Here is a 17,865-nt window from a genome sequence, read left to right as displayed (position 1 = left end):
GCCTTTGCTGCCGGTAACGGCTTATTCATCACCCTTGACGGTGGTCGCAATCGCCAGCTCGCCCAGTTGGGCGGCGTTGGCAAAGCTGGGGGCGTCTGTCATCAGACAGGCAGCCGCCGTGGTTTTCGGGAAGGCAATCACATCCCGGATGTTTTCAGTACCGGTCAGCAGCATGCTCAGACGGTCCAGGCCGAAGGCCAGGCCGGCGTGCGGCGGGGTACCGTACTTCAGGGCATCCAGCAGGAAGCCGAACTTCAGGCGCTGCTCGGCCGGGGTAATACCCAGGATGTCGAACACGGTGGCCTGCATCTCGCTGTTGTGGATACGGACAGAGCCGCCACCCACTTCGTAGCCGTTGATCACCATGTCGTAAGCGTTGGCGTAAGCGCCTACCGGGTTGGCTTTCAGCTGCTCCGGGCTCAGGCCGCTTGGCGCAGTGAACGGGTGGTGCATGGCAGCCAGACCGCCTTCGCCATCCTCTTCGAACATCGGGAAGTCGATGACCCACAGCGGCTTCCAGCTGTTCTCCAGCAGGCCCAGATCCCGGCCCACTTTCAGACGCAGGGCGCCCATGGCATCACACACCACTTTCTTGGAGTCGGCACCAAAGAAGATGATGTCGCCGTCGGCTGCGCCGGTGCGGGCCAGGATCTCGCGCACGATGGCGTCGGAGAGGAACTTGGCCACCGGGGATTGTACCCCTTCGATGCCGTTGGCCGCTTCGTTGACCTTCATCCAGGCCAGGCCCTTGGCACCATAGATGCCGACAAACTTGGTGTACTCGTCGATCTGCTTGCGAGAGAGCTCGGCGCCGCCCGGTACTTTCAGAGCAGCCACGCGGCCTTTCGGATCGTTGGCGGGGCCGGCGAACACGGCGAACTCGACCACGGTCAAGAGGTCTGCCACATCGACCAGCTCCATCGGCAGACGCAGGTCCGGCTTGTCGGAGCCGTAGCGACGCATGGCTTCGTCGAAGGTCATGATCGGGAAGTCGCCCAGATCCACGTTCAGGATGTGCAGCCACAGTTTGCGGATCATCTCTTCCATGATTTCACGCACTTGCGGCGCGGTCATGAAGGAGGTCTCCACGTCGATCTGGGTGAATTCCGGCTGGCGGTCGGCACGCAGGTCTTCGTCGCGGAAGCACTTGACGATCTGGTAGTAGCGGTCGAACCCGGACATCATCAGCAACTGCTTGAACAGCTGCGGGGATTGCGGCAGGGCGTAGAACTTGCCCTTGTGCACGCGGCTCGGCACCAGGTAGTCACGGGCCCCTTCCGGGGTGGCCTTGGTCAGCATCGGGGTCTCGATGTCGAGGAAGCCGTGCTCGTCCATGAAGCGGCGCACGAAGGCACTGGCCTTGGCGCGGGTCTTCAGGTACTTGGCCATCTCGGGACGACGCAGGTCCAGATAGCGATACTTGAGGCTCACCTCTTCGCTGTTGACCTGGTTGAAGTCCAGTGGCAGCGGCTCGGCACGGTTGATGATGGTCAGCTCGTGGGCAAACACCTCGATGGCACCGGTGGCCATGTCGCTGTTGCGCTGGGAGTCGGGACGGGTGCGTACCACGCCGGAGACCTGAATGCAGAATTCGCCGCGCAGTTCGGAGGCCAGGGCAAAGGCGTCCGGTTTGTCCGGATCGAAGAACACCTGCACGATCCCTTCCCGGTCGCGCATGTCGATAAAGATGAGGCCGCCCAGATCGCGACGACGATGGACCCAACCGCACAATGTAATGGTCTGCCCTGCATGGGCCTCATTGACCTGTCCGCAATAGATAGAGCGCATGGACTTCTTCCTTCGAATTTGTAGAGAGACGGTTAACCTGGGTCGCCGGGCACGACTGGCAAGCACCGTCTGTCTCACAGCTGGCCAGATCCTGTTCTTGCCCGGTTTGAAATCTGTCTCGTACCGTCCGACCGCCGGGATCGGACACCTGCCGCCGATATCGGCTCGACCAGAGGCGGCTGGCAAGCGGCCGGGGTGTCGGGCGGAGGGCATCGGCAAGCGATTGTTGTTTGGCCGCATCATGGCCGCTGCCGTCGTCACAATATGCGTACAGCGGCGTGAGTCACAACAAATTGGCAAACAAAAGGGCTGGCATTATAGAGGAAAACCCCCATTTGGGTAAAATGGCCAGCAGCCTCCTTTGCCCTGTTTTTTACATCCCGGGGCAAAAAAGGGGGATAAAACGAGATAAACCCGCAGACAGGATCCCTCATGAGCCTCTTTTTGGGCCTGCCACAATGGTCGCACCCGGCCTGGCCAGGTCACTTGCTGGGCGTGGGCGCCAAGCCCGCCGAGCACCTCGCCCACTATGCCCGGGTATTCAACACGGTGGAAGGCAATACCACCTTCTACGCCTCGCCGACCCTCGACACGGTCCGGCGCTGGGCCGATGCGGTGCCCGCCCACTTTCGTTTCAGCTTCAAGTTTCCGCAAACCATCAGCCACCAGAGCGATCTGGTGAGCGCCGACAAGCAAGTGAGCGACTTCATCCGCCTGCTGGAGCCCTTGCATGACAAGCTGGGACTGCTCAAGCTGCAGCTGCCCGCCCGCTTCGGCCCACAGGGACTGCCCCGTCTGGCGGCCTTTTTCGAGCGGCTGCCGCCGGCGTTTCGCTATGCCCTCGAGGTGCGCCACCCCGATTTCTTCGCCAAGGGCGAGGCGGAGCGGCAGTTGAACCGGCTGCTGATGGAGAGAGGCATCAACCGCATCATGCTCGACAGCCGGCCACTGTTCTCGGTGCCGGCCACCACGGCGGCCATGATCGATGCCCAGGGCAAGAAGCCGAGGCTGCCGGTGCACCTGCTGGCCACCGCCAATGCCCCCGTGGTGCGGCTCATCGGCCTGCCGGATCCGGCCGCCAATCACCCCTTCCTGCCAGGTTGGCTTCCCCACTGGCGCCAGTGGCTGGCGGAGGGCAAAGATCTCTACCTCTTTATACATACGGCCGACAACGCCCAGTCCCCCGAACTGGCCCGTCAGGTTGCCCGCCTGCTGGGGGAAGAGATGGCCCTCTGGCCGGGGGAAAACGATCGCGCGCATCAGGGCGTGCTGCCCTTTTAGTCAGCCGCCTCGCCCCGTCTTCCCCGCCGCGAAAAAAAGCCGTTTTTTTGTGGCTGGACGGGGCTTGGCGTCAAGACAAACGCCGACCTTTCCTCTACACTAGCGCCCCAAGTAAGGACCCGGACCGCCAGCCCAGCACAATCCGATGCAGGCAGGCATCCGGCGCCATAAACAGGGCCCAGACGCCAGTGCGCTGCAACTCGTTGCCGCAGATGGTGCCGCCCTCAGAAAGGACCAGGATGATGGTCCATTGCGAACGGAACCGGCCCGATGGATCTCAAGGCCCGCCACCCCGTTCGTGAACCGGTGACGACCCGGCCCGGACCGGTGTCACCCAACGATTCAATTGAACAAAACAGTCGGTTCGCGCACCGGCTGTCAGGTTGCGCCAGCATGCATACCAAAGATCAGATTTTTGCCGCCCCTATCGCTCGATTGGGGGATTTTTGCTTTGACGAACAGGTCGTTGATGTCTTCCCCGACATGATCCAGCGCTCGGTGCCGGGTTACAGCAACATCATCTCCGCCATCGGCATGATGGCCGCCCGTTACGCCCAGCCCCAGAGCCGGCTCTACGACCTCGGCTGTTCGCTCGGCGCCGCCACCCAGGCGATGCGTCGCCACGTCACCCAGCCCGGCTGCCACATCACGGCGGTGGATCTCTCCCACCCCATGATCGAGCGCGCCCGCGCCCACCTCTCTGGCTTCAAGTCCGAGGTGCCGGTGGAGCTGGTGGAGGCGGACATCTGCGACATCGCCATCGAGAACGCCTCCGTGGTGGTGCTCAACTTCACCCTGCAGTTCGTCGAGCCCGAGAAGCGGGCTGCCCTGATCCAGCGCATCTTTGATGGGCTGCGCCCGGGCGGGATCCTGATCCTGAGCGAGAAGTTCCGTTTTGAGGATGCGCCGGTCAACGAGCTGCTCATCGACCTGCACCTCGACTTCAAGCGCGCCAACGGCTACAGCGAGCTGGAGATCAGCCAGAAGCGCACCGCCCTTGAGAACGTGATGCGCACCGACAGCCTGCCGGTGCATCAGGCCCGCCTGCGGGATGCCGGCTTCGCCCATCAGGATCTCTGGTTCCAGTGCTTCAACTTCGGCTCCATGATTGCCATCAAATCGAGCGAGCCTGCCCAGCCATGATCGACTTTGCCAACTTCTACCAGCTGATCGCCAAGAATCGGCTGAGCCACTGGCTGCATACTCTGCCCGCCCAGTTGCACGCCTGGCAGCACGACAACCAGCACGGCGATCTGCCGCGCTGGAACCGCGCCCTCAACAAGCTGCCGCAGGTGGCCCCTGGCCACATCGAGCTGCACAGCCGGGTCGAAATCGGCTCGGCCGAGAGCCTTGGCGAAGGGGAGCGCAAGAAGGTGGAGAGCCTGCTGCGCCACTTCATGCCCTGGCGCAAGGGGCCGTTCACCGTGCACGGCATCCACATCGATACCGAATGGCGCTCTGACTGGAAGTGGGATCGGGTGCTGCCCCACATCAGCCCGCTTGCCGGCCGCTACGTGCTGGACGTGGGCTGCGGCAGCGGTTACCACCTCTGGCGCATGGTGGGCGAAGGGGCCAAGCTGGCGGTCGGCATCGATCCGAGTCCGCTGTTCCTCTGCCAGTTCGAGGCCATCCGCCACTTCGCCGGCAACGACCAGCGTGCCCACCTGCTGCCGCTCGGCATTCAGGAGCTGCCGGAGCTGCGGGCGTTTGACACTGTCTTCTCCATGGGGGTGCTCTATCACCGCAAGTCTCCCATCGAGCACATCGAACAGCTGCGCAACCAGTTGAAAGACGACGGCGAGCTGGTGCTGGAGACGCTGGTGATCGACGGCGACGTCAACGACGTGCTGGTGCCAACCGATCGCTACGGCAAGATGCGCAACGTCTGGTTCATCCCCTCCAGCGCGGCCCTCAAGCTGTGGGTCGAGCGCTGCGGATTTACCGATGTGCGGATTGTCGACGAGAATATGACCAGCACCGACGAACAGCGTCGTACCGACTGGATGATTAATGAATCCCTGAGTGATTATCTGGATCCAACCAATCCCGCACTCACGGTAGAAGGACACCCGGCACCGAAACGTGCCGTACTGATTGCCAGAAAGGCCAAAGACTAGCCGATGGCGGCTGTGGAAGTTACACTGACCCAATTCCAGGAAGCACAGTTAAATGAATGACATGAAAAGCAAATTAAAAGGAATGACCCTGCTCTCCCTGCTCAGTCTCGGCGGGTGTGTCAGTATGGAGAAAGCGCCCCCGGTACCTACCTTGACGCTGGCCGAGCTTCGCAACGAGATCAATCTGAGCGAGCAGCGCCTGCAAACATCCATGGAACAGCAACAGAAGCAGTATGTGCAGCAACAGCACCTGCTGGTTCAGCTCAACACTGATGTCAACAACATGAAAGAGTCCGTGAACAAAGTCGGCAGCAAGCTCGAATCCCTGCCGCCCGAGCCGCCCAAGCCCATGGCGATCCCGACCGAGAAGTGCCAGGCCCCGAGCCAGGGTCACACCGTCGACGGCAAGCTGCTGGTCGGCGAGGCGGAGTGGATCTGGGTTGACGCGGCCAACGACGCCTTCCAGGCGCGGGTCGATACCGGTGCCACCACCTCCTCCATCAGCGCCCAGGACATCACCATCTTCGAGCGCAACGGCAAGAACTGGGTGCGCTTCTTCCTGAGCCACCAGGAGATGGACGACAAGATCCAGATTGAAGCGCCGCTGGTGCGCCACGTGCGGGTGCGTCAGGCCTCCGCCGACGATCTCGACCGTCGTCCGGTGGTGCGCCTCGCGGTACGCATCGGCGACATGACCGAGAAGGCCGAATTTACCCTGAAGGACCGCAGCGACATGGCCTTCCCCGTGCTGCTGGGCCGTGAGTTTTTGAAAGACATCGCCGTGGTTGATGTGGCCCGCGAATATATCCAACCCAAACCCAAGCTCAAGGATGTGAAATAATCCATGGTTTCCCGTAAGCCGTTCTATTTGCTGGTAGCCCTGCTGTACATTGTCGGCCTGGGGATGACGTTCTATCACCACATCGCGCTGGACGTACCGCTCACGCCGGGTGAAAAACGCCAGATCTGGTCCATCGAAGCCAAGCTGGAGTTCGAGGCCACCGGTGAGCCGGTGATCGCCTCCCTGGCCATTCCGGGCACCCAGCCCGGTTTCACCCTGATGAACGAGAACGCCGCGAGCCCGGGCTACGGCCTCTCCTTCGTCGAGAAGGATGGCGATGCCCGCGCCGAGTGGTCCATCCGCAGCGCCTCCGGCCGTCAGGAGCTCTACTACCGCGTCGACATGATGGCCGATGCCCATGCCAAACCGGCCGCCAACCCGCTGCCGCCGGCCATCGAGAAGCAGATCGAGAGCGAGCCCTACGCCACCGCCATGAAGCAGATCCTGGAACGTGCCCAGGAGCGCTCCGCCGACGGCTACACCCTGACTCGCGAGATCATCAAGGAGATCGAGAAGCAGGAGCAGAACGCCGAACTGCTGAAGAAGCACAAGAGCCGCGCCAACCTGATCGCCGAGCTGCTCAACAACGCCGACGTGCCGACCCGTGTCGTTCACGCCCTGAGCCTGGAAGATGGCCGCCGTCGTCAGGAGCTGGTGGATTACCTGCAGGTGTTCAACAGCCCGACCGACTACAAGCTGTTCAACCCGCAGACTGGTGAGCAGGGCCGCCCTGCCAACCTGCTGCTGTGGGAATACAACTCCGGCGCCCTGCTGGATGTGACCGGTGGTCACAACTCCCGCGTCAGCTTCTCGATGATCGAGCAGGAACAGCCGGTCAGCGTGGCGCTGGCCCAGAAGTTTGAAAAATCGGAGATGATGAACTTCTCCATCCACAGCCTGCCGCTGGAAGAGCAGACCCTGTTCAAGGGCTTGCTGCTGATCCCGATCGGCGTGCTGATGGTGGTGTTCCTGCGGGTATTGGTGGGGATCAAGACCTCGGGTACCTTCATGCCGGTGCTGATCGCGGTTGCCTTCATCCAGACCTCGCTGGTCACCGGTCTCATCGGTTTCCTGCTGATCGTCGGCACCGGTCTGGTGATCCGCTCCTACCTGTCGCGGCTCAACCTGCTGCTGGTCGCCCGAATATCGGCCATCATCATCATGGTGATCTCGATGATAGGCATCTTCTCCGCGTTCGCCTTCAAGCTGGGGCTGACCGACGGCATGAAGATCACCTTCTTCCCGATGATCATCCTCTCCTGGACCATCGAGCGGATGTCCATCCTGTGGGAAGAAGAGGGTCCGAAAGAGGTGTTCCGCCAGGGTGGCGGTTCTCTGCTGGTGGCCGTCATCGCCTATCTGGCCATGGATAACGAACTGATCCGTCACCTCACCTTCAACTTCCTCGGCCTGCAGCTGGTGCTGATGGCGACCGTGTTGTTGATGGGTAACTACACCGGCTACAAGCTGAGCGAACTCAAGCGCTTCAAGCCGCTGGTGGACGAGATCAAATCGGGTGCCACTCCGGGTAAGGACAAGTAACAGATGTGGTTCTGGGAAAAGTACACCACCCCGTGGAGCCTGTCCCAATCAGGCATCCTCGGCATGAACAAGCGCAACCACTCCTACATCAGCCGCTACAATCCGCGCAGCCTCTATCCGCTGGTGGATGACAAGCTGCAGACCAAGCGCATCGCGCTGGATGCCGGCGTCACGGTACCGGAACTGATCGGTACCATTCGTGCCCAGCACGACGTGAGCCGCATCACCGAGCTGGTGAAGGATTGGCCGGGCTTCTGCATCAAGCCGGCGCGCGGCTCCGGCGGCAAGGGGATCCTGGTGATCCTGCGCCAGGAAGAGGGCCTGTTCTACAAGCCCAATGGCAGCGCCTCCAACGGGCAGGATCTGGAGCGTCATGTCTCCAACATCCTGGCCGGGCTCTATTCACTGGGCGGCAAACCCGACGTGGCGCTGGTGGAAGGCCTCATCAACTTCGATGACGTGTTCGACGGCTATTCGTTCGAAGGGGTCCCCGATGCCCGAGTGATCATCTTCAAGGGCTTCCCGGTGATGGCCATGATGCGCCTCTCCACCGCGGCGTCTGACGGCAAGGCGAACCTGCACCAGGGCGCCGTGGGGGTGGGTCTGTGCCTGCGCACCGGCCGTGCGCTGCGGGCGGTGCAGTTCGGCAATCCGCTGCGCCACCACCCGGATACCGGCCTCGATCTCTATGAGCTCAAGGTGCCCCACTGGGACACCCTGCTGACCCTGGCGGCCTCCTGCTACGAGATGTCGGGCCTCGGCTACATCGGCACCGACATGGTGCTGGACAAGTTCCGCGGCCCCATGCTACTGGAGCTCAACGCCCGTCCGGGCCTCGCCATCCAGATCGCCAACGGCCGTGGTCTGGTGCCCAACCTCAAGACCATCGAGAAGCTGGGCCAGGTGAAGATGAACGTGGAGCAGCGGGTCAACTTCGCCAAAGATCACTTCGGTATCTTTGACGAGTAGTCCGGACACCCATGACAAAAGCGCGCCAAAGGGCGCGCTTTTTTATACCTGCCGAATAACGGCCATAAAAAAACCGATGCCTGGGCATCGGTTTTTCACTATCCGGTTTGCCGACCCGATTACAGGGAAGCAGCGTTCTCGGACAGGTATTTGGCAACGCCGTCCGGAGAGGCGGTCATGCCTTTTTTGCCTTTCTCCCACTGAGCCGGGCACACTTCGCCGTGCTCTTCGTGGAACTGCAGGGCGTCGACCATGCGCAGCATCTCGTCGATGTTGCGGCCCAGCGGCAGATCGTTGACAACCTGGTGACGAACGACACCGTTCTTGTCGATCAGGAAGGAGCCACGGAATGCAACGCCGGCTTCCGGGTGCTCGACGTCATAGGCTTTGCAGATCTCGTGCTTGATGTCGGCAACAAGCGGGTACTTGACCGGGCCGATGCCGCCGTCTTCGATCTTGGTGTTGCGCCAGGCGTTGTGGGAGAACTCGGAGTCAATGGAAACACCGATCACTTCCACGCCACGCTTGTTGAACTCTTCCAGACGGTGATCGAAGGCAATCAGCTCGGACGGGCAGACGAAGGTGAAATCGAGCGGATAGAAGAACAGGACGGCTGCCTTGCCCTTGATGTGGGATGCCAGGTTGAAGGAGTCAACGATCTGGCCATTGCCCAGAACGGCAGCAGCGGTGAAATCGGGTGCGGAACGGCCTACCAATACCATATTCAATTCCTCTTTATGTGAAGTGAACAATCCTGTCAGGATCAGGCTACCTAGAGCCAAGTCCGTCTAATTAAAGCGACAAACTATAGCCCCGATGGTAGATTAGTTAAATCAAATTAAATAGATAGCATTAATCGGGTTTTCCTATGCAACGTTGGCCCAGCCTGAAACAGCTGCAATATCTGGTTGCTCTCGACGAGCACAAGAACTTCAACCGCGCCGCCAAGGCCTGTCATGTCAGCCAGTCGACCCTGAGTACCGGGATCCAGACGCTGGAGGACATGATGAACCTGCAACTGGTGGAACGGGACCACAAGAGCTTCATTATGACCCCGGTCGGCATGGAAATCGTCGAGCGAGCTCGCAATTTGCTCTCCGATGCACGGGATCTGATGGAACTCGGCCAGCATCAAGGGGGGGTCATGCACGGCACGGTGCGCCTGGGCTGCATTCCCACCATCGCCCCCTTCCTGCTCAGCAAGCTGCTGCAGGTGTGCGGCAAGACCTATCCTGAGCTGGAATTGTTGCTGCGTGAAGACACCACCACCAACCTGCTCAAGCAGCTGGAGCAGGGTCAGCTCGACCTGCTGATCCTGGCGCTGCCGGTGGAGATCGGCGGCTTTCACTGCAAGACAGTTGGCCAGGATCCCTTCCACATGGTGATGCCCGCCAGCATGGCGGCCAGCCTACACACCCCGTTCGACTACAAGGAACTGCCCAACCAGAGCATCTTCCTGCTGGAGCGGGAGCACTGTCTCACCGAACACGCGGTGAGCGCCTGCCGGCTGCGGGACAAGAGCAAGATCAACCCGTTTGCCGCCACCAGCCTGCACACCCTGGTGCAGATGGTTGGCGCCGGGCTCGGCACCACCTTCCTGCCGCAGATGGCCATCGATGCCGGCATCCTCGACAACACGGATCTGGTGGCCATCCCGCTGCCGGGGGAGCACCCCTATCGCGAGATAGGGCTGGTGTGGCGCCCCAGCACCACCCGGGTGCAGACCTTCTACAAGCTCGCCGAGCTGCTCGCCCCGCTCATCGAAAACAAGGCCTGATCCGCCCCCCATAAAAAACGCCGGCACTTGCCGGCGTTGTTGTGTTGGGCGCAAGGCCCTGCTCTGTCAGTGACTGGCCGGTGGCCCGAAGATGCGGGTGTAGGAGGTCAGGGTCCGTACGCTCACATTCTGCGGGTTGCCATTCTCGTCGTAGAGCCCCAGCGCCCCGCTCTGCTTGTCATGACCCAGCAGCTGGTGGGCACTCAGGTTGCTGAGCGCATCGCTGTCCGCTTTCCACTCCCAGCGCTGACCCAGGCTCAGGCTGCAGCTCTGCAGCTGGCCGAGGTTGTTGCCATCCAGGCAGCGGCGGGTATCCTGCGCGCTGACATAGCGGCCGTACTGGTCATAGATGAAGGACTGGGCGGCCGAGGTCTCGTCACAGGTCACCGCGCTCAGACCATGGTTGGCATCCGCGCTCAGGCAGCGGTTGTCAAAACCCCCCAGCTGCAGGTTGACCGGGCGACCGCCGGTAAACACCGGGTGGTTCCAGTCCACCTTGAAGCTGGTGGACGCCGTCACCCGTCTGCGCTTGTCGGTATCTTCAAAGCCTTGGAAGGAGACATGGGCTCCCACCACGTAGTAGTGCTTGTAGATGCCGGTATAGATGGGGCGGATGTTGACCGAGGAGTCGATCTTGAACTCGGTGCTGCCCGTCTCGTCCGGTGCCGCCTTGTAGATGACGTCCAGATTCGGCACAAACCCCTTGTAGCTGAGCGGCTGAATGCGGTTGTGATCCACGTCGTAGCCCATGCCCCAGACGGTGGCCGTCTTGGAGGAGAGCAGGGACTCCGCGGTCGCGTATTGATCACGCACCCAGCTGAAACTCACCTTCTGGGCGCTCGGCGCCGAGCGTTCGACCCGGTAATCCTGGGTGTTGTAGGCGAGCTGGCGCTGCTGGCTGAACTTGGCCGACGCCTCCAGCTTGGCCTTGGGCCCATCCTTGTTCACCTCGACCCCGCCGGTGACCCCTACCTCGAAACCCGAGATCTCGCGATGCTCGTACTTGCTGTTGAGGTTGGTCGGCAGACTCTTGAGCACCGCCGCCTTGGTGTTGGACGCCTCGATGCTGAAGCGATAATCCTGGGCGATGGCATCGGTGGCATAGTCGCGGGCCCAGCCATCCAGCAGCAGGTAGTCCGCGATGTTCTCGCTCCAAGTGAGATCTTCGTTGAGCTGGATGCCGGCACCGGCCGACTCTTCGTCCAGCGAGATCCGCACTATCTTGGCATCCGGCGTGGCGGAGCCGGTGTTGCCAAATTGCAGGGAGCGCTCCAGGTTGACCCGGTAGACCAGCGAGATGTTCGGCGAATCGCAGAACAGCCGATCGCCCCGACTCCAGGTGCGCGAGCGCGGGAAGGTGCACTCGGCATCGCTGATCTTGCGGTTGACGTTGAGGTAGAAGGCCACGTGGGGCAGGCCAGCCTCGGCGGCGGGCAGCTGGGTCAGCGAGCGCTTGTGGCGCTTGCCCTGCCCTTCCAGGCTCTCGACCCGCTCCATCACCTGATAGAAGGCCGGGTCATCGACGCCCCCCAGCGGCGTGAACAGCAGCTCCCCCTTGTAGCCGGACACCAGTACCCAGTCCGCATCAAAAGAAATGCCGGCCAGCAGCTCCATGGCTTTTCTGGCCTGCTGCCGCTCGCTCTGGTCGGTGACGGCGCTGAAATCGATGAACAGACGCTCGCCCCGTGCCAGCACCCGCTCGCGCAGCTGATCCCGGGTCATGAGCGGCGTCGCCCCCTGCCCCTTCAGCCAGACATCGGCATTGAGGTAAATCAGACCCTGTTCGGATTGCAGGCTGGCCAGCATGGCAGTGCCCTGGTCGGTACGTTCGCCAATATCTTCGGCTTGCACGCTGCCTGCTAACAAGGCCAGCGCGAGCAGACTGAGAGTGGGGGCTTGCGTGATGAATTTGCGTGGTTTTTTGTTTTTCATTGTTATCTCCTTGTCGAATCACGCCAAGCTATTTAAACAATGAACGAATACGGCATAACCATATTATTCACGGTTATATTTCGGGGCGTTATTCTGCTTGCCTGCCATGACATTCATTATTCTCGCCGTGAATTAACAGCGTGGCGGAGAATGCATATATTGTTGACAGAACAAGGATCGCGATGCGATCTAAGGTGGATGATTCGGCATGCGCCGAGGCTATTACACGGGAGTCGCGCGCTGATGGCAATCTTCCCTCAAGGTCGCCTGACTGCGCCTTGCATCTCGCACTGTGCCCGTTGGCTTGGCGGTAGCGCCCATCGGCCTGAACGATGGTGCGACAGCCTGATACCGCAGGCCTCCTGGTGCGAGGGAACACTCACTGCTATGGACCGGATATCATGGGATGGCCCTCCTCTGTCTGGTGATATTGTCAGCCGACGCCAGTCATTGGCCGAATATTATTATGTGAACCAGTTACGGGAATATACCCAGAGATATCTTGTGGTGCTGCCATCATATTGGCGGTGAAAATGGCGGGGTCCCTTGCCATTTATTTGATGGCGCTATCATAACGAATTAACCCTGAGACAGAACGTGACACAGATCACGGGGCGGCGTCAACAAGGTTAATTATCATTTCATGCCAAGGCTGATTGGAATAACTACTTTAATATTGAAATACTCATTCAAGATAATCGCCAAATATTATTCAAATGAATACAAATAATATTATAACCCTCTGCAGTTGCGCCTCTTTTGAGGTAGCCGGAGGCTGTTTCTTGCAAGCAAGGCTATGTTCGAGCCCCGAACCCCGTTTATGATGGAGACGTTGTCGTCTCGAAGGAGCCCCCATGGATTGCAAATGGCTGCTACCCCTGCTGGCCCTGTTGCTGGCCGCCTGTTCCAGCACACCCGAGCCTGCCCCGCCACGCCAGCAGAGCAGCGCCTTTGAAGGCTTCTACCAGCAGTGGCGCGGCGTGCCCTATCGCATGGGCGGCTCGGATCGGGCCGGCCTCGACTGCTCCGCCTTCACCCAGCTCGCCTACCAGCAGGTGATGGGCTTCAACCTGCCCAGAACCACCGAATCCCAGGCCAACCTGGGCCGGCCGGTCGATCGCTACCGGCTGCAGCACGGCGATCTGGTTTTCTTCAAGACCGGCTGGCAGCAATACCACGTCGGCGTCTACACCGGCGGCGGGGAGTTCATCCACGCCTCCACCAGCAAGGGGGTGATCCGCTCGCGCCTCGACAACGTCTACTGGAACAGCCGCTACTGGCAGGCGCGCCGCCTCACCCAGTGACCACCATAAAACAACAGGGCCCGCAACGGGCCCTGTTGTTGTTGATTCAACGGATGGCTCAGTGCTTGCGATGCCAGCGCGGCGAGGTGGCCCGCTCGCCCCAGGGGGTCACGCAGGGCAACAGCGCCCCTTCGATCACCTTGTCACTGCCGGCCAGGGCCTCGGCAATCTTCTCGTGCAGCACCCGCAGCAGGCGCCCCTCCTGTTCGGCCAGGGAGTGACCCGCGGCAAAAAACTCGCGCTGATGCTGCAGCGCCAGCTTCTGGGCAAATTCATAGGTGTTGAAGCAATCCGGCATCCGCTCGACCACATCTTCCAGGCGGGCCAACAAGCTGTTCAGTTCCCTGGTCATAACACTCTCTCCTTGTCGGTTGATAGCCAAAAACTACCTCTTATTGGATAATTCACCAACCCCAAATCCACGAAAGTGTGGAGGCCAGCACAGTCGCCGAGTGAGTCATCCGCGCCCCATCCTAAGCCAACGGGCAAAACTTTACAGCCAGTTAACAAGACGCTAGATTTAGACCGACCAATCAGTCGGTCCCTAACCAGCGGGGTATGCCATGGAAGCGATGCAGTTGCAGGAGGCCACCGACAAGTTGTCGCTCCCGGCCAGACTGGCCAGACTCAGAGACGCCTGTCAGCAACATCCCATGCCGAGCCTGAGCGAGCGCAGAGCCCATCTCAGCCAGCTCAAGCGGGCCCTCATCGCCCACAAGCAACCGCTGTGCGATGCCCTGGCCAAAGACTATGGCCAGCGCAGCGACTACGACAGCATGATTGCCGACATCCTCCCCTGCGTCATGCAGATCAACTACACCCAGAAACGGATCAAGCGCTGGATGCGCCCGCACCGCCGCCACACCGGCCTGCTGCTGGCGCCAGCCCGGGTGGAGGTGTTCTATCAGCCGCTCGGGGTGGTCGGCATCATAGTGCCCTGGAACTTCCCGGTGATGCTGAGCCTCGGCCCCCTCATCAGCGCCATCGCCGCCGGCAACCGCGCCATGCTGAAGCTCTCCGAATTCACCCCCCACACCAACCGGGTGCTGCGCGAGCTGCTGGACGGCGTCTTCGACGAGCGCGAGGTGATGGTGATTGAAGGCGACGCCCAGGTGGCGGCCGCCTTCAGCGCGCTGCCCTTCGATCACTTGCTGTTTACCGGCTCCACCGCGGTGGGCCGGCTGGTGATGGCCGCGGCGGCCCCCCAGCTCACCCCGCTCACTCTGGAGCTCGGCGGCAAGAGCCCCTGCCTCATCGCCCCCGACATGCCATTGGCGCTGGCGGTGGAGCGGATGATCTTCGGCAAGAGCCTCAACGCCGGCCAGATCTGCGTCGCCCCCGACTATGTGCTGTTGCCGCGCGGTCAGGAGCAGGCCTTTGTCGAGGCCTATCGCGATCACTTCGCCCGCCTCTATCCCCAAGGGCTGGCCAGCGCGGATTACGGCTCCATCATCAATGGCCGCCAGTATGAACGGCTCACCAGCTGGCTGGCTGAAGCCGAGCGGGCAGGCGCCCAGATACACCCCTGTGGCAGCCCGGCCCGGGACGATGGCGCCCACCGCCTGCTGCCCCATCTGCTGACCGAGGTGCCGAACCACTGCCAGCTGATGCAACAGGAGATCTTCGGCCCGCTGCTGCCGATCGTGCCCTATGACTCGCTGGACGAGGCGCTCGCCTACATAGCCGCGCGGCCCCGCCCGCTCGCCTTCTACCTGATGAGCCTGGATCCCGCCCTGCAGCACAAGGTGATCCGGGAGACCCACTCCGGCGGCATGGCCATCAACGACAGTCTGTTCCAGGTGGCGGCCGATGACGTGCCCTTTGGCGGCATCGGTGCCTCCGGCATGGGCCACTACCACGGCCACGAGGGGTTTCTCACCTTCTCCAAGGCCAAGACCGTGCTGAGCCGGGGGCGCTTCAGCACCGGCACCATGGTGCACCCTCCCTATCGGCGCTGGCACCAGCGGCTGATGATGGCCCTGTTTTTGCGCTGATGAGACCAGCATGAACACACCCGTGACCGACAAGCGCCGCCAGATCCTGGATGCCGCCCTTGCCCTGTGCGCCGAAGATGGCTTGCAGGGCGCCGCCACCGCCCGCATCGCCAAGGCGGCCGGGGTGGCCAACGGTACCCTGTTTCACCACTTTCCCAGCAAGGAGGTGCTGATCCAGAACCTCTACCAGGACATCAAGCTGCGCCTTGGCGCCGCCATCACCGAGGCTGACGCCGCCCTGCCCCTCCAGGAGCAGGCGCACCACTACTGGAGCCAGGCGATGGCCTGGATGCAGGCCCACCCCCACGAGCTCAAGTTCGTGCTGGGCTTCTTTCACTCCCCCCTGCTGGCTCGCCCGCTGCGCAGCCAGATCCTGAGCGACACCCTGCGTTTTCTACCCCGCCTGCTGGCCCAGGGCCAGGCCAGCGGCGAATTGATGCAAGCTCCACCGGCCCTGATGCTGGAGGTGTGCCAGGGCCAGTTCCTGGCCTGCGCCTCGCTGTTTGTCGACCAACCTGAACTGGGACGGGACGGCCACTGGCAAGCCAGCGCCTTCGCCCTGTTCTGGTCCGCCATCTCGGGAGTTCACGCCTATGCACAACCGACACCTTGATTCCCTGGCGGCGCTGAGTCGCCGCCTCTGGATCAGCAGCCTGCTCTGGATCATCGGCCGTACCCTGTGCCGCGCCGCCCGCATCGACGAGGCGGTACGCCAGGAGCTCGCCCCCCTGCCGGACGGGCTCACCATCCGGCTGGAGGTGAGCGGCATGGCCCACGGCCTGACCATTCACAAGGCGGCCGGCCGCTGGCAGAGCGGCCCCGCGCCCGACACCAGCGGGCTGCATCCACTGCGGGTGCGCTTCAAGCATCCCGCCATCGCCTTTCGCGCCCTCAGCTTTCGGCTCGGGGTCAATCAGGCGTTCAGCGAGAACCGTCTGCTGGTGGAGGGGGACCTCACCGTCGCCATGCACCTGGTGCGGGCGCTGGAACAGCTGCAGGCACTGATCCTGCCCGCCTTCATCGCCCGCCCCTTGCTGCGCCACTATCCGAGCCCAAGCCACAAGCTGAGCCGGGCCTGCCACATCTACCTGGGTCTGTTGACCGGCTGAACGAGAGGATGAGCACCATGAGTCGCTATTACGATTTTTTCTGCCCGGTCAAACTGATGGCGGGCGAGCAGGCGCTGGAGCAACTGGCCGGCGAACTGGCGGGATTGGGGGCGCGCAGGCCGCTGCTGCTCACCGACAAGGGGGTCAGCGGCACTGGCCTCGCCACCCTGCTGGCCGGGGTTCTGGCCGAAGGGGAGCTGCCGGTGGCCGCCATCTGGGACGAGATCCCGGCCGACTCCTCCACCGCCGTGGTGGAGCGGATCGCGGCCCGGCACCGGGAGCTTGGCTGTGACAGCCTGGTGGCGCTGGGCGGCGGCTCCGTCATCGACACCGCCAAGGCGGTCAACATTCTCGCCTCCATGGGGGGAACGCGGCTACTCGATTACGCCGGCGCAGGCTGCCTGACCCGGCCGCTGCAACCGCTGGCGGTGGTGCCCACCACGGCGGGCACCGGCTCGGAAGTGACCCTGGTAGCGGTGATCAAGGACGAGGCGAGCGGGCGCAAGGTGCCCTTCACCTCCCCCTTCCTGCTGCCCCAGCTGGCGGTGCTGGATCCGCGTCTCACCCAGGGGCTGCCGCTCAACATCACCGCCGCCACCGCCATGGATGCCATGACCCACGCCATCGAGGCCTTCATCGGCAACGCCAAGAACCCGGTCAGCGACGCCCTGGCCCTGATGGCGGTGGAGAAGATCGCCAGTGCCCTGCCCCAGGTGCTGAACAACCCGCAGGACAAGCGTCTGCGGCTGCAGCTGGCGGAAGGTTCCACCCTGGCGGGCATGGCCTTCTCCAACTCCATGGTGGGGCTGGTACACGCCCTCGGCCACAGCCTGGGGGCCCGTTGCCACCTGCCCCACGGCCTGTGCATGAACCTCTTCCTGCCCACCGTGCTCGACTACAACCGGCCGGGCATCGATCCCGAACTGGCCCGCCTGCTGCTGCCGCTGGTGGGGGCCGAGCGCTTTGCCGCGACCCCGGCCGCCGCGCGGGCTCAGGCCGCCATCGAGGCGTTGCAGGCGCTGCGCGATACCCTGTGGCAGGCGGTGAAGCTGCCGCGCACCCTGCGCGAGGCCGGCGTCACCGACAAGGCGCTGCTGCCCGAGATCCGCGATCTCGCCATCAACGACGGCGCCCTGCTCTACAACCGCAAGGATGCCGACCGCACCCAGCTGCTCGGCCTGCTCGAGCTGGCCTGGGAATAATTAGACAGA

Annotated in this window: 16 protein-coding genes; 12 read left to right on the top strand and 4 right to left on the bottom strand. The window is 62.3% G+C overall.

The features are described 5' to 3' along the window. Positions 1 to 21: 21 nt before the first annotated feature. The gene (gene aspS / locus E5E97_RS12570) at positions 22 to 1,788 is read right to left on the bottom strand and encodes an aspartate--tRNA ligase (protein WP_171280341.1); all 1,767 of its coding nucleotides are present in this window, start codon (positions 1,786 to 1,788) and stop codon (positions 22 to 24) included. A gap of 432 nt (positions 1,789 to 2,220) precedes the next feature. On the opposite strand from aspS, the gene E5E97_RS12565 reads away from it, so the two are divergent. From E5E97_RS12565 to E5E97_RS12540, 6 genes are all read left to right on the top strand, one after another. Next, positions 2,221 to 3,069 (top strand): DUF72 domain-containing protein, encoded by an 849-nt coding sequence (locus E5E97_RS12565; RefSeq protein ID WP_171280340.1) that lies wholly within the window; start codon positions 2,221 to 2,223, stop codon positions 3,067 to 3,069. 393 nt (positions 3,070 to 3,462) lie between these two features. Beyond that, positions 3,463 to 4,212 (top strand): carboxy-S-adenosyl-L-methionine synthase CmoA, encoded by a 750-nt coding sequence (gene cmoA / locus E5E97_RS12560; protein ID WP_011705416.1) that lies wholly within the window; start codon positions 3,463 to 3,465, stop codon positions 4,210 to 4,212. After that, positions 4,209 to 5,186, top strand: coding sequence for a tRNA 5-methoxyuridine(34)/uridine 5-oxyacetic acid(34) synthase CmoB (gene cmoB, locus E5E97_RS12555; protein ID WP_039213167.1), 978 nt, complete (start codon positions 4,209 to 4,211; stop codon positions 5,184 to 5,186). Before cmoA ends, cmoB begins: the two co-directional genes overlap by 4 nt. An 82-nt stretch (positions 5,187 to 5,268) precedes the next feature. After that, entirely contained in the window at positions 5,269 to 6,027 is a 759-nt protein-coding gene (locus tag E5E97_RS12550) for an ATP-dependent zinc protease (protein ID WP_016350202.1), read from the top strand. A 3-nt stretch (positions 6,028 to 6,030) separates the two neighbouring features. Beyond that, positions 6,031 to 7,569, top strand: coding sequence for an inactive transglutaminase family protein (locus E5E97_RS12545; RefSeq protein ID WP_011705413.1), 1,539 nt, complete (start codon positions 6,031 to 6,033; stop codon positions 7,567 to 7,569). Positions 7,570 to 7,572: 3 nt separating this feature from the next. After that, positions 7,573 to 8,538: an alpha-L-glutamate ligase-like protein gene (locus E5E97_RS12540; protein ID WP_011705412.1), complete on the top strand. Its 966-nt coding sequence runs from the start codon at positions 7,573 to 7,575 to the stop codon at positions 8,536 to 8,538. Positions 8,539 to 8,657: 119 nt separating this feature from the next. Here the strand turns inward: E5E97_RS12540 and E5E97_RS12535 are convergent, their stop codons facing one another. Further along, complete coding sequence (locus E5E97_RS12535; protein WP_171280339.1) at positions 8,658 to 9,260, bottom strand: peroxiredoxin C; 603 nt, start codon at positions 9,258 to 9,260, stop codon at positions 8,658 to 8,660. 146 nt (positions 9,261 to 9,406) lie between these two features. On the opposite strand from E5E97_RS12535, the gene E5E97_RS12530 reads away from it, so the two are divergent. Continuing rightward, positions 9,407 to 10,315 carry a hydrogen peroxide-inducible genes activator gene (locus tag E5E97_RS12530; protein WP_011705410.1) on the top strand — a complete coding sequence of 303 codons (909 nt, stop codon included), beginning with the start codon at positions 9,407 to 9,409 and terminating at the stop codon, positions 10,313 to 10,315. Positions 10,316 to 10,381: 66 nt separating this feature from the next. Here the strand turns inward: E5E97_RS12530 and ahh1 are convergent, their stop codons facing one another. Next, the gene (gene ahh1 / locus E5E97_RS12525; protein WP_118881560.1) at positions 10,382 to 12,247 is read right to left on the bottom strand and encodes a hemolysin Ahh1; all 1,866 of its coding nucleotides are present in this window, start codon (positions 12,245 to 12,247) and stop codon (positions 10,382 to 10,384) included. An 854-nt stretch (positions 12,248 to 13,101) separates the two neighbouring features. On the opposite strand from ahh1, the gene E5E97_RS12520 reads away from it, so the two are divergent. Further along, the gene (locus tag E5E97_RS12520; protein WP_011705408.1) at positions 13,102 to 13,551 is read left to right on the top strand and encodes a C40 family peptidase; all 450 of its coding nucleotides are present in this window, start codon (positions 13,102 to 13,104) and stop codon (positions 13,549 to 13,551) included. A 58-nt stretch (positions 13,552 to 13,609) separates the two neighbouring features. On the opposite strand, the gene E5E97_RS12515 is transcribed toward E5E97_RS12520, so the two are convergent. Continuing rightward, the gene (locus tag E5E97_RS12515; RefSeq protein ID WP_005299095.1) at positions 13,610 to 13,903 is read right to left on the bottom strand and encodes a hypothetical protein; all 294 of its coding nucleotides are present in this window, start codon (positions 13,901 to 13,903) and stop codon (positions 13,610 to 13,612) included. A 211-nt stretch (positions 13,904 to 14,114) separates the two neighbouring features. Here E5E97_RS12515 and E5E97_RS12510 point away from each other — a divergent pair, with 211 nt between their 5' ends. The 4 genes from E5E97_RS12510 to E5E97_RS12495 are packed head-to-tail and all read left to right on the top strand — an operon-like array spanning position 14,115 to position 17,856. After that, the gene (locus E5E97_RS12510; protein WP_024943819.1) at positions 14,115 to 15,545 is read left to right on the top strand and encodes a coniferyl aldehyde dehydrogenase; all 1,431 of its coding nucleotides are present in this window, start codon (positions 14,115 to 14,117) and stop codon (positions 15,543 to 15,545) included. 10 nt (positions 15,546 to 15,555) lie between these two features. Continuing rightward, positions 15,556 to 16,158, top strand: coding sequence for a TetR/AcrR family transcriptional regulator (locus E5E97_RS12505; RefSeq protein WP_045790244.1), 603 nt, complete (start codon positions 15,556 to 15,558; stop codon positions 16,156 to 16,158). Beyond that, positions 16,139 to 16,654: an SCP2 sterol-binding domain-containing protein gene (locus E5E97_RS12500; protein WP_118881561.1), complete on the top strand. Its 516-nt coding sequence runs from the start codon at positions 16,139 to 16,141 to the stop codon at positions 16,652 to 16,654. Before E5E97_RS12505 ends, E5E97_RS12500 begins: the two co-directional genes overlap by 20 nt. 17 nt (positions 16,655 to 16,671) lie before the next feature. Beyond that, positions 16,672 to 17,856, top strand: a complete 1,185-nt coding sequence (locus tag E5E97_RS12495; RefSeq protein ID WP_044799643.1) for an iron-containing alcohol dehydrogenase — start codon at positions 16,672 to 16,674, stop codon at positions 17,854 to 17,856. Positions 17,857 to 17,865: the final 9 nt, after the last annotated feature.

The sequence above is a fragment of the Aeromonas sp. 2692-1 genome, assembly GCF_013085505.1.
Classification (GTDB): Bacteria; Pseudomonadota; Gammaproteobacteria; order Enterobacterales; family Aeromonadaceae; genus Aeromonas; species Aeromonas hydrophila.
This window is presented reverse-complemented; position numbering and strand designations above follow the sequence as displayed.

What these genes read in the sequence shown, in the direction of transcription:
- E5E97_RS12535 (WP_171280339.1), bottom strand. Translation starts at nt 9,260, where the DNA reads ATGGTATTGGTAGGCCGTTCCGCACCCGATTTCACCGCTGCTGCCGTT.
- E5E97_RS12500 (WP_118881561.1), top strand. Translation starts at nt 16,139, where the DNA reads ATGCACAACCGACACCTTGATTCCCTGGCGGCGCTGAGTCGCCGCCTC.
- E5E97_RS12545 (WP_011705413.1), top strand. Translation starts at nt 6,031, where the DNA reads ATGGTTTCCCGTAAGCCGTTCTATTTGCTGGTAGCCCTGCTGTACATT.
- E5E97_RS12540 (WP_011705412.1), top strand. Translation starts at nt 7,573, where the DNA reads ATGTGGTTCTGGGAAAAGTACACCACCCCGTGGAGCCTGTCCCAATCA.
- E5E97_RS12530 (WP_011705410.1), top strand. Translation starts at nt 9,407, where the DNA reads ATGCAACGTTGGCCCAGCCTGAAACAGCTGCAATATCTGGTTGCTCTC.
- aspS (WP_171280341.1), bottom strand. Translation starts at nt 1,788, where the DNA reads ATGCGCTCTATCTATTGCGGACAGGTCAATGAGGCCCATGCAGGGCAG.
- E5E97_RS12510 (WP_024943819.1), top strand. Translation starts at nt 14,115, where the DNA reads ATGGAAGCGATGCAGTTGCAGGAGGCCACCGACAAGTTGTCGCTCCCG.
- E5E97_RS12520 (WP_011705408.1), top strand. Translation starts at nt 13,102, where the DNA reads ATGGATTGCAAATGGCTGCTACCCCTGCTGGCCCTGTTGCTGGCCGCC.
- ahh1 (WP_118881560.1), bottom strand. Translation starts at nt 12,247, where the DNA reads ATGAAAAACAAAAAACCACGCAAATTCATCACGCAAGCCCCCACTCTC.
- E5E97_RS12505 (WP_045790244.1), top strand. Translation starts at nt 15,556, where the DNA reads ATGAACACACCCGTGACCGACAAGCGCCGCCAGATCCTGGATGCCGCC.
- cmoA (WP_011705416.1), top strand. Translation starts at nt 3,463, where the DNA reads ATGCATACCAAAGATCAGATTTTTGCCGCCCCTATCGCTCGATTGGGG.
- cmoB (WP_039213167.1), top strand. Translation starts at nt 4,209, where the DNA reads ATGATCGACTTTGCCAACTTCTACCAGCTGATCGCCAAGAATCGGCTG.
- E5E97_RS12495 (WP_044799643.1), top strand. Translation starts at nt 16,672, where the DNA reads ATGAGTCGCTATTACGATTTTTTCTGCCCGGTCAAACTGATGGCGGGC.
- E5E97_RS12515 (WP_005299095.1), bottom strand. Translation starts at nt 13,903, where the DNA reads ATGACCAGGGAACTGAACAGCTTGTTGGCCCGCCTGGAAGATGTGGTC.
- E5E97_RS12550 (WP_016350202.1), top strand. Translation starts at nt 5,269, where the DNA reads ATGACCCTGCTCTCCCTGCTCAGTCTCGGCGGGTGTGTCAGTATGGAG.
- E5E97_RS12565 (WP_171280340.1), top strand. Translation starts at nt 2,221, where the DNA reads ATGAGCCTCTTTTTGGGCCTGCCACAATGGTCGCACCCGGCCTGGCCA.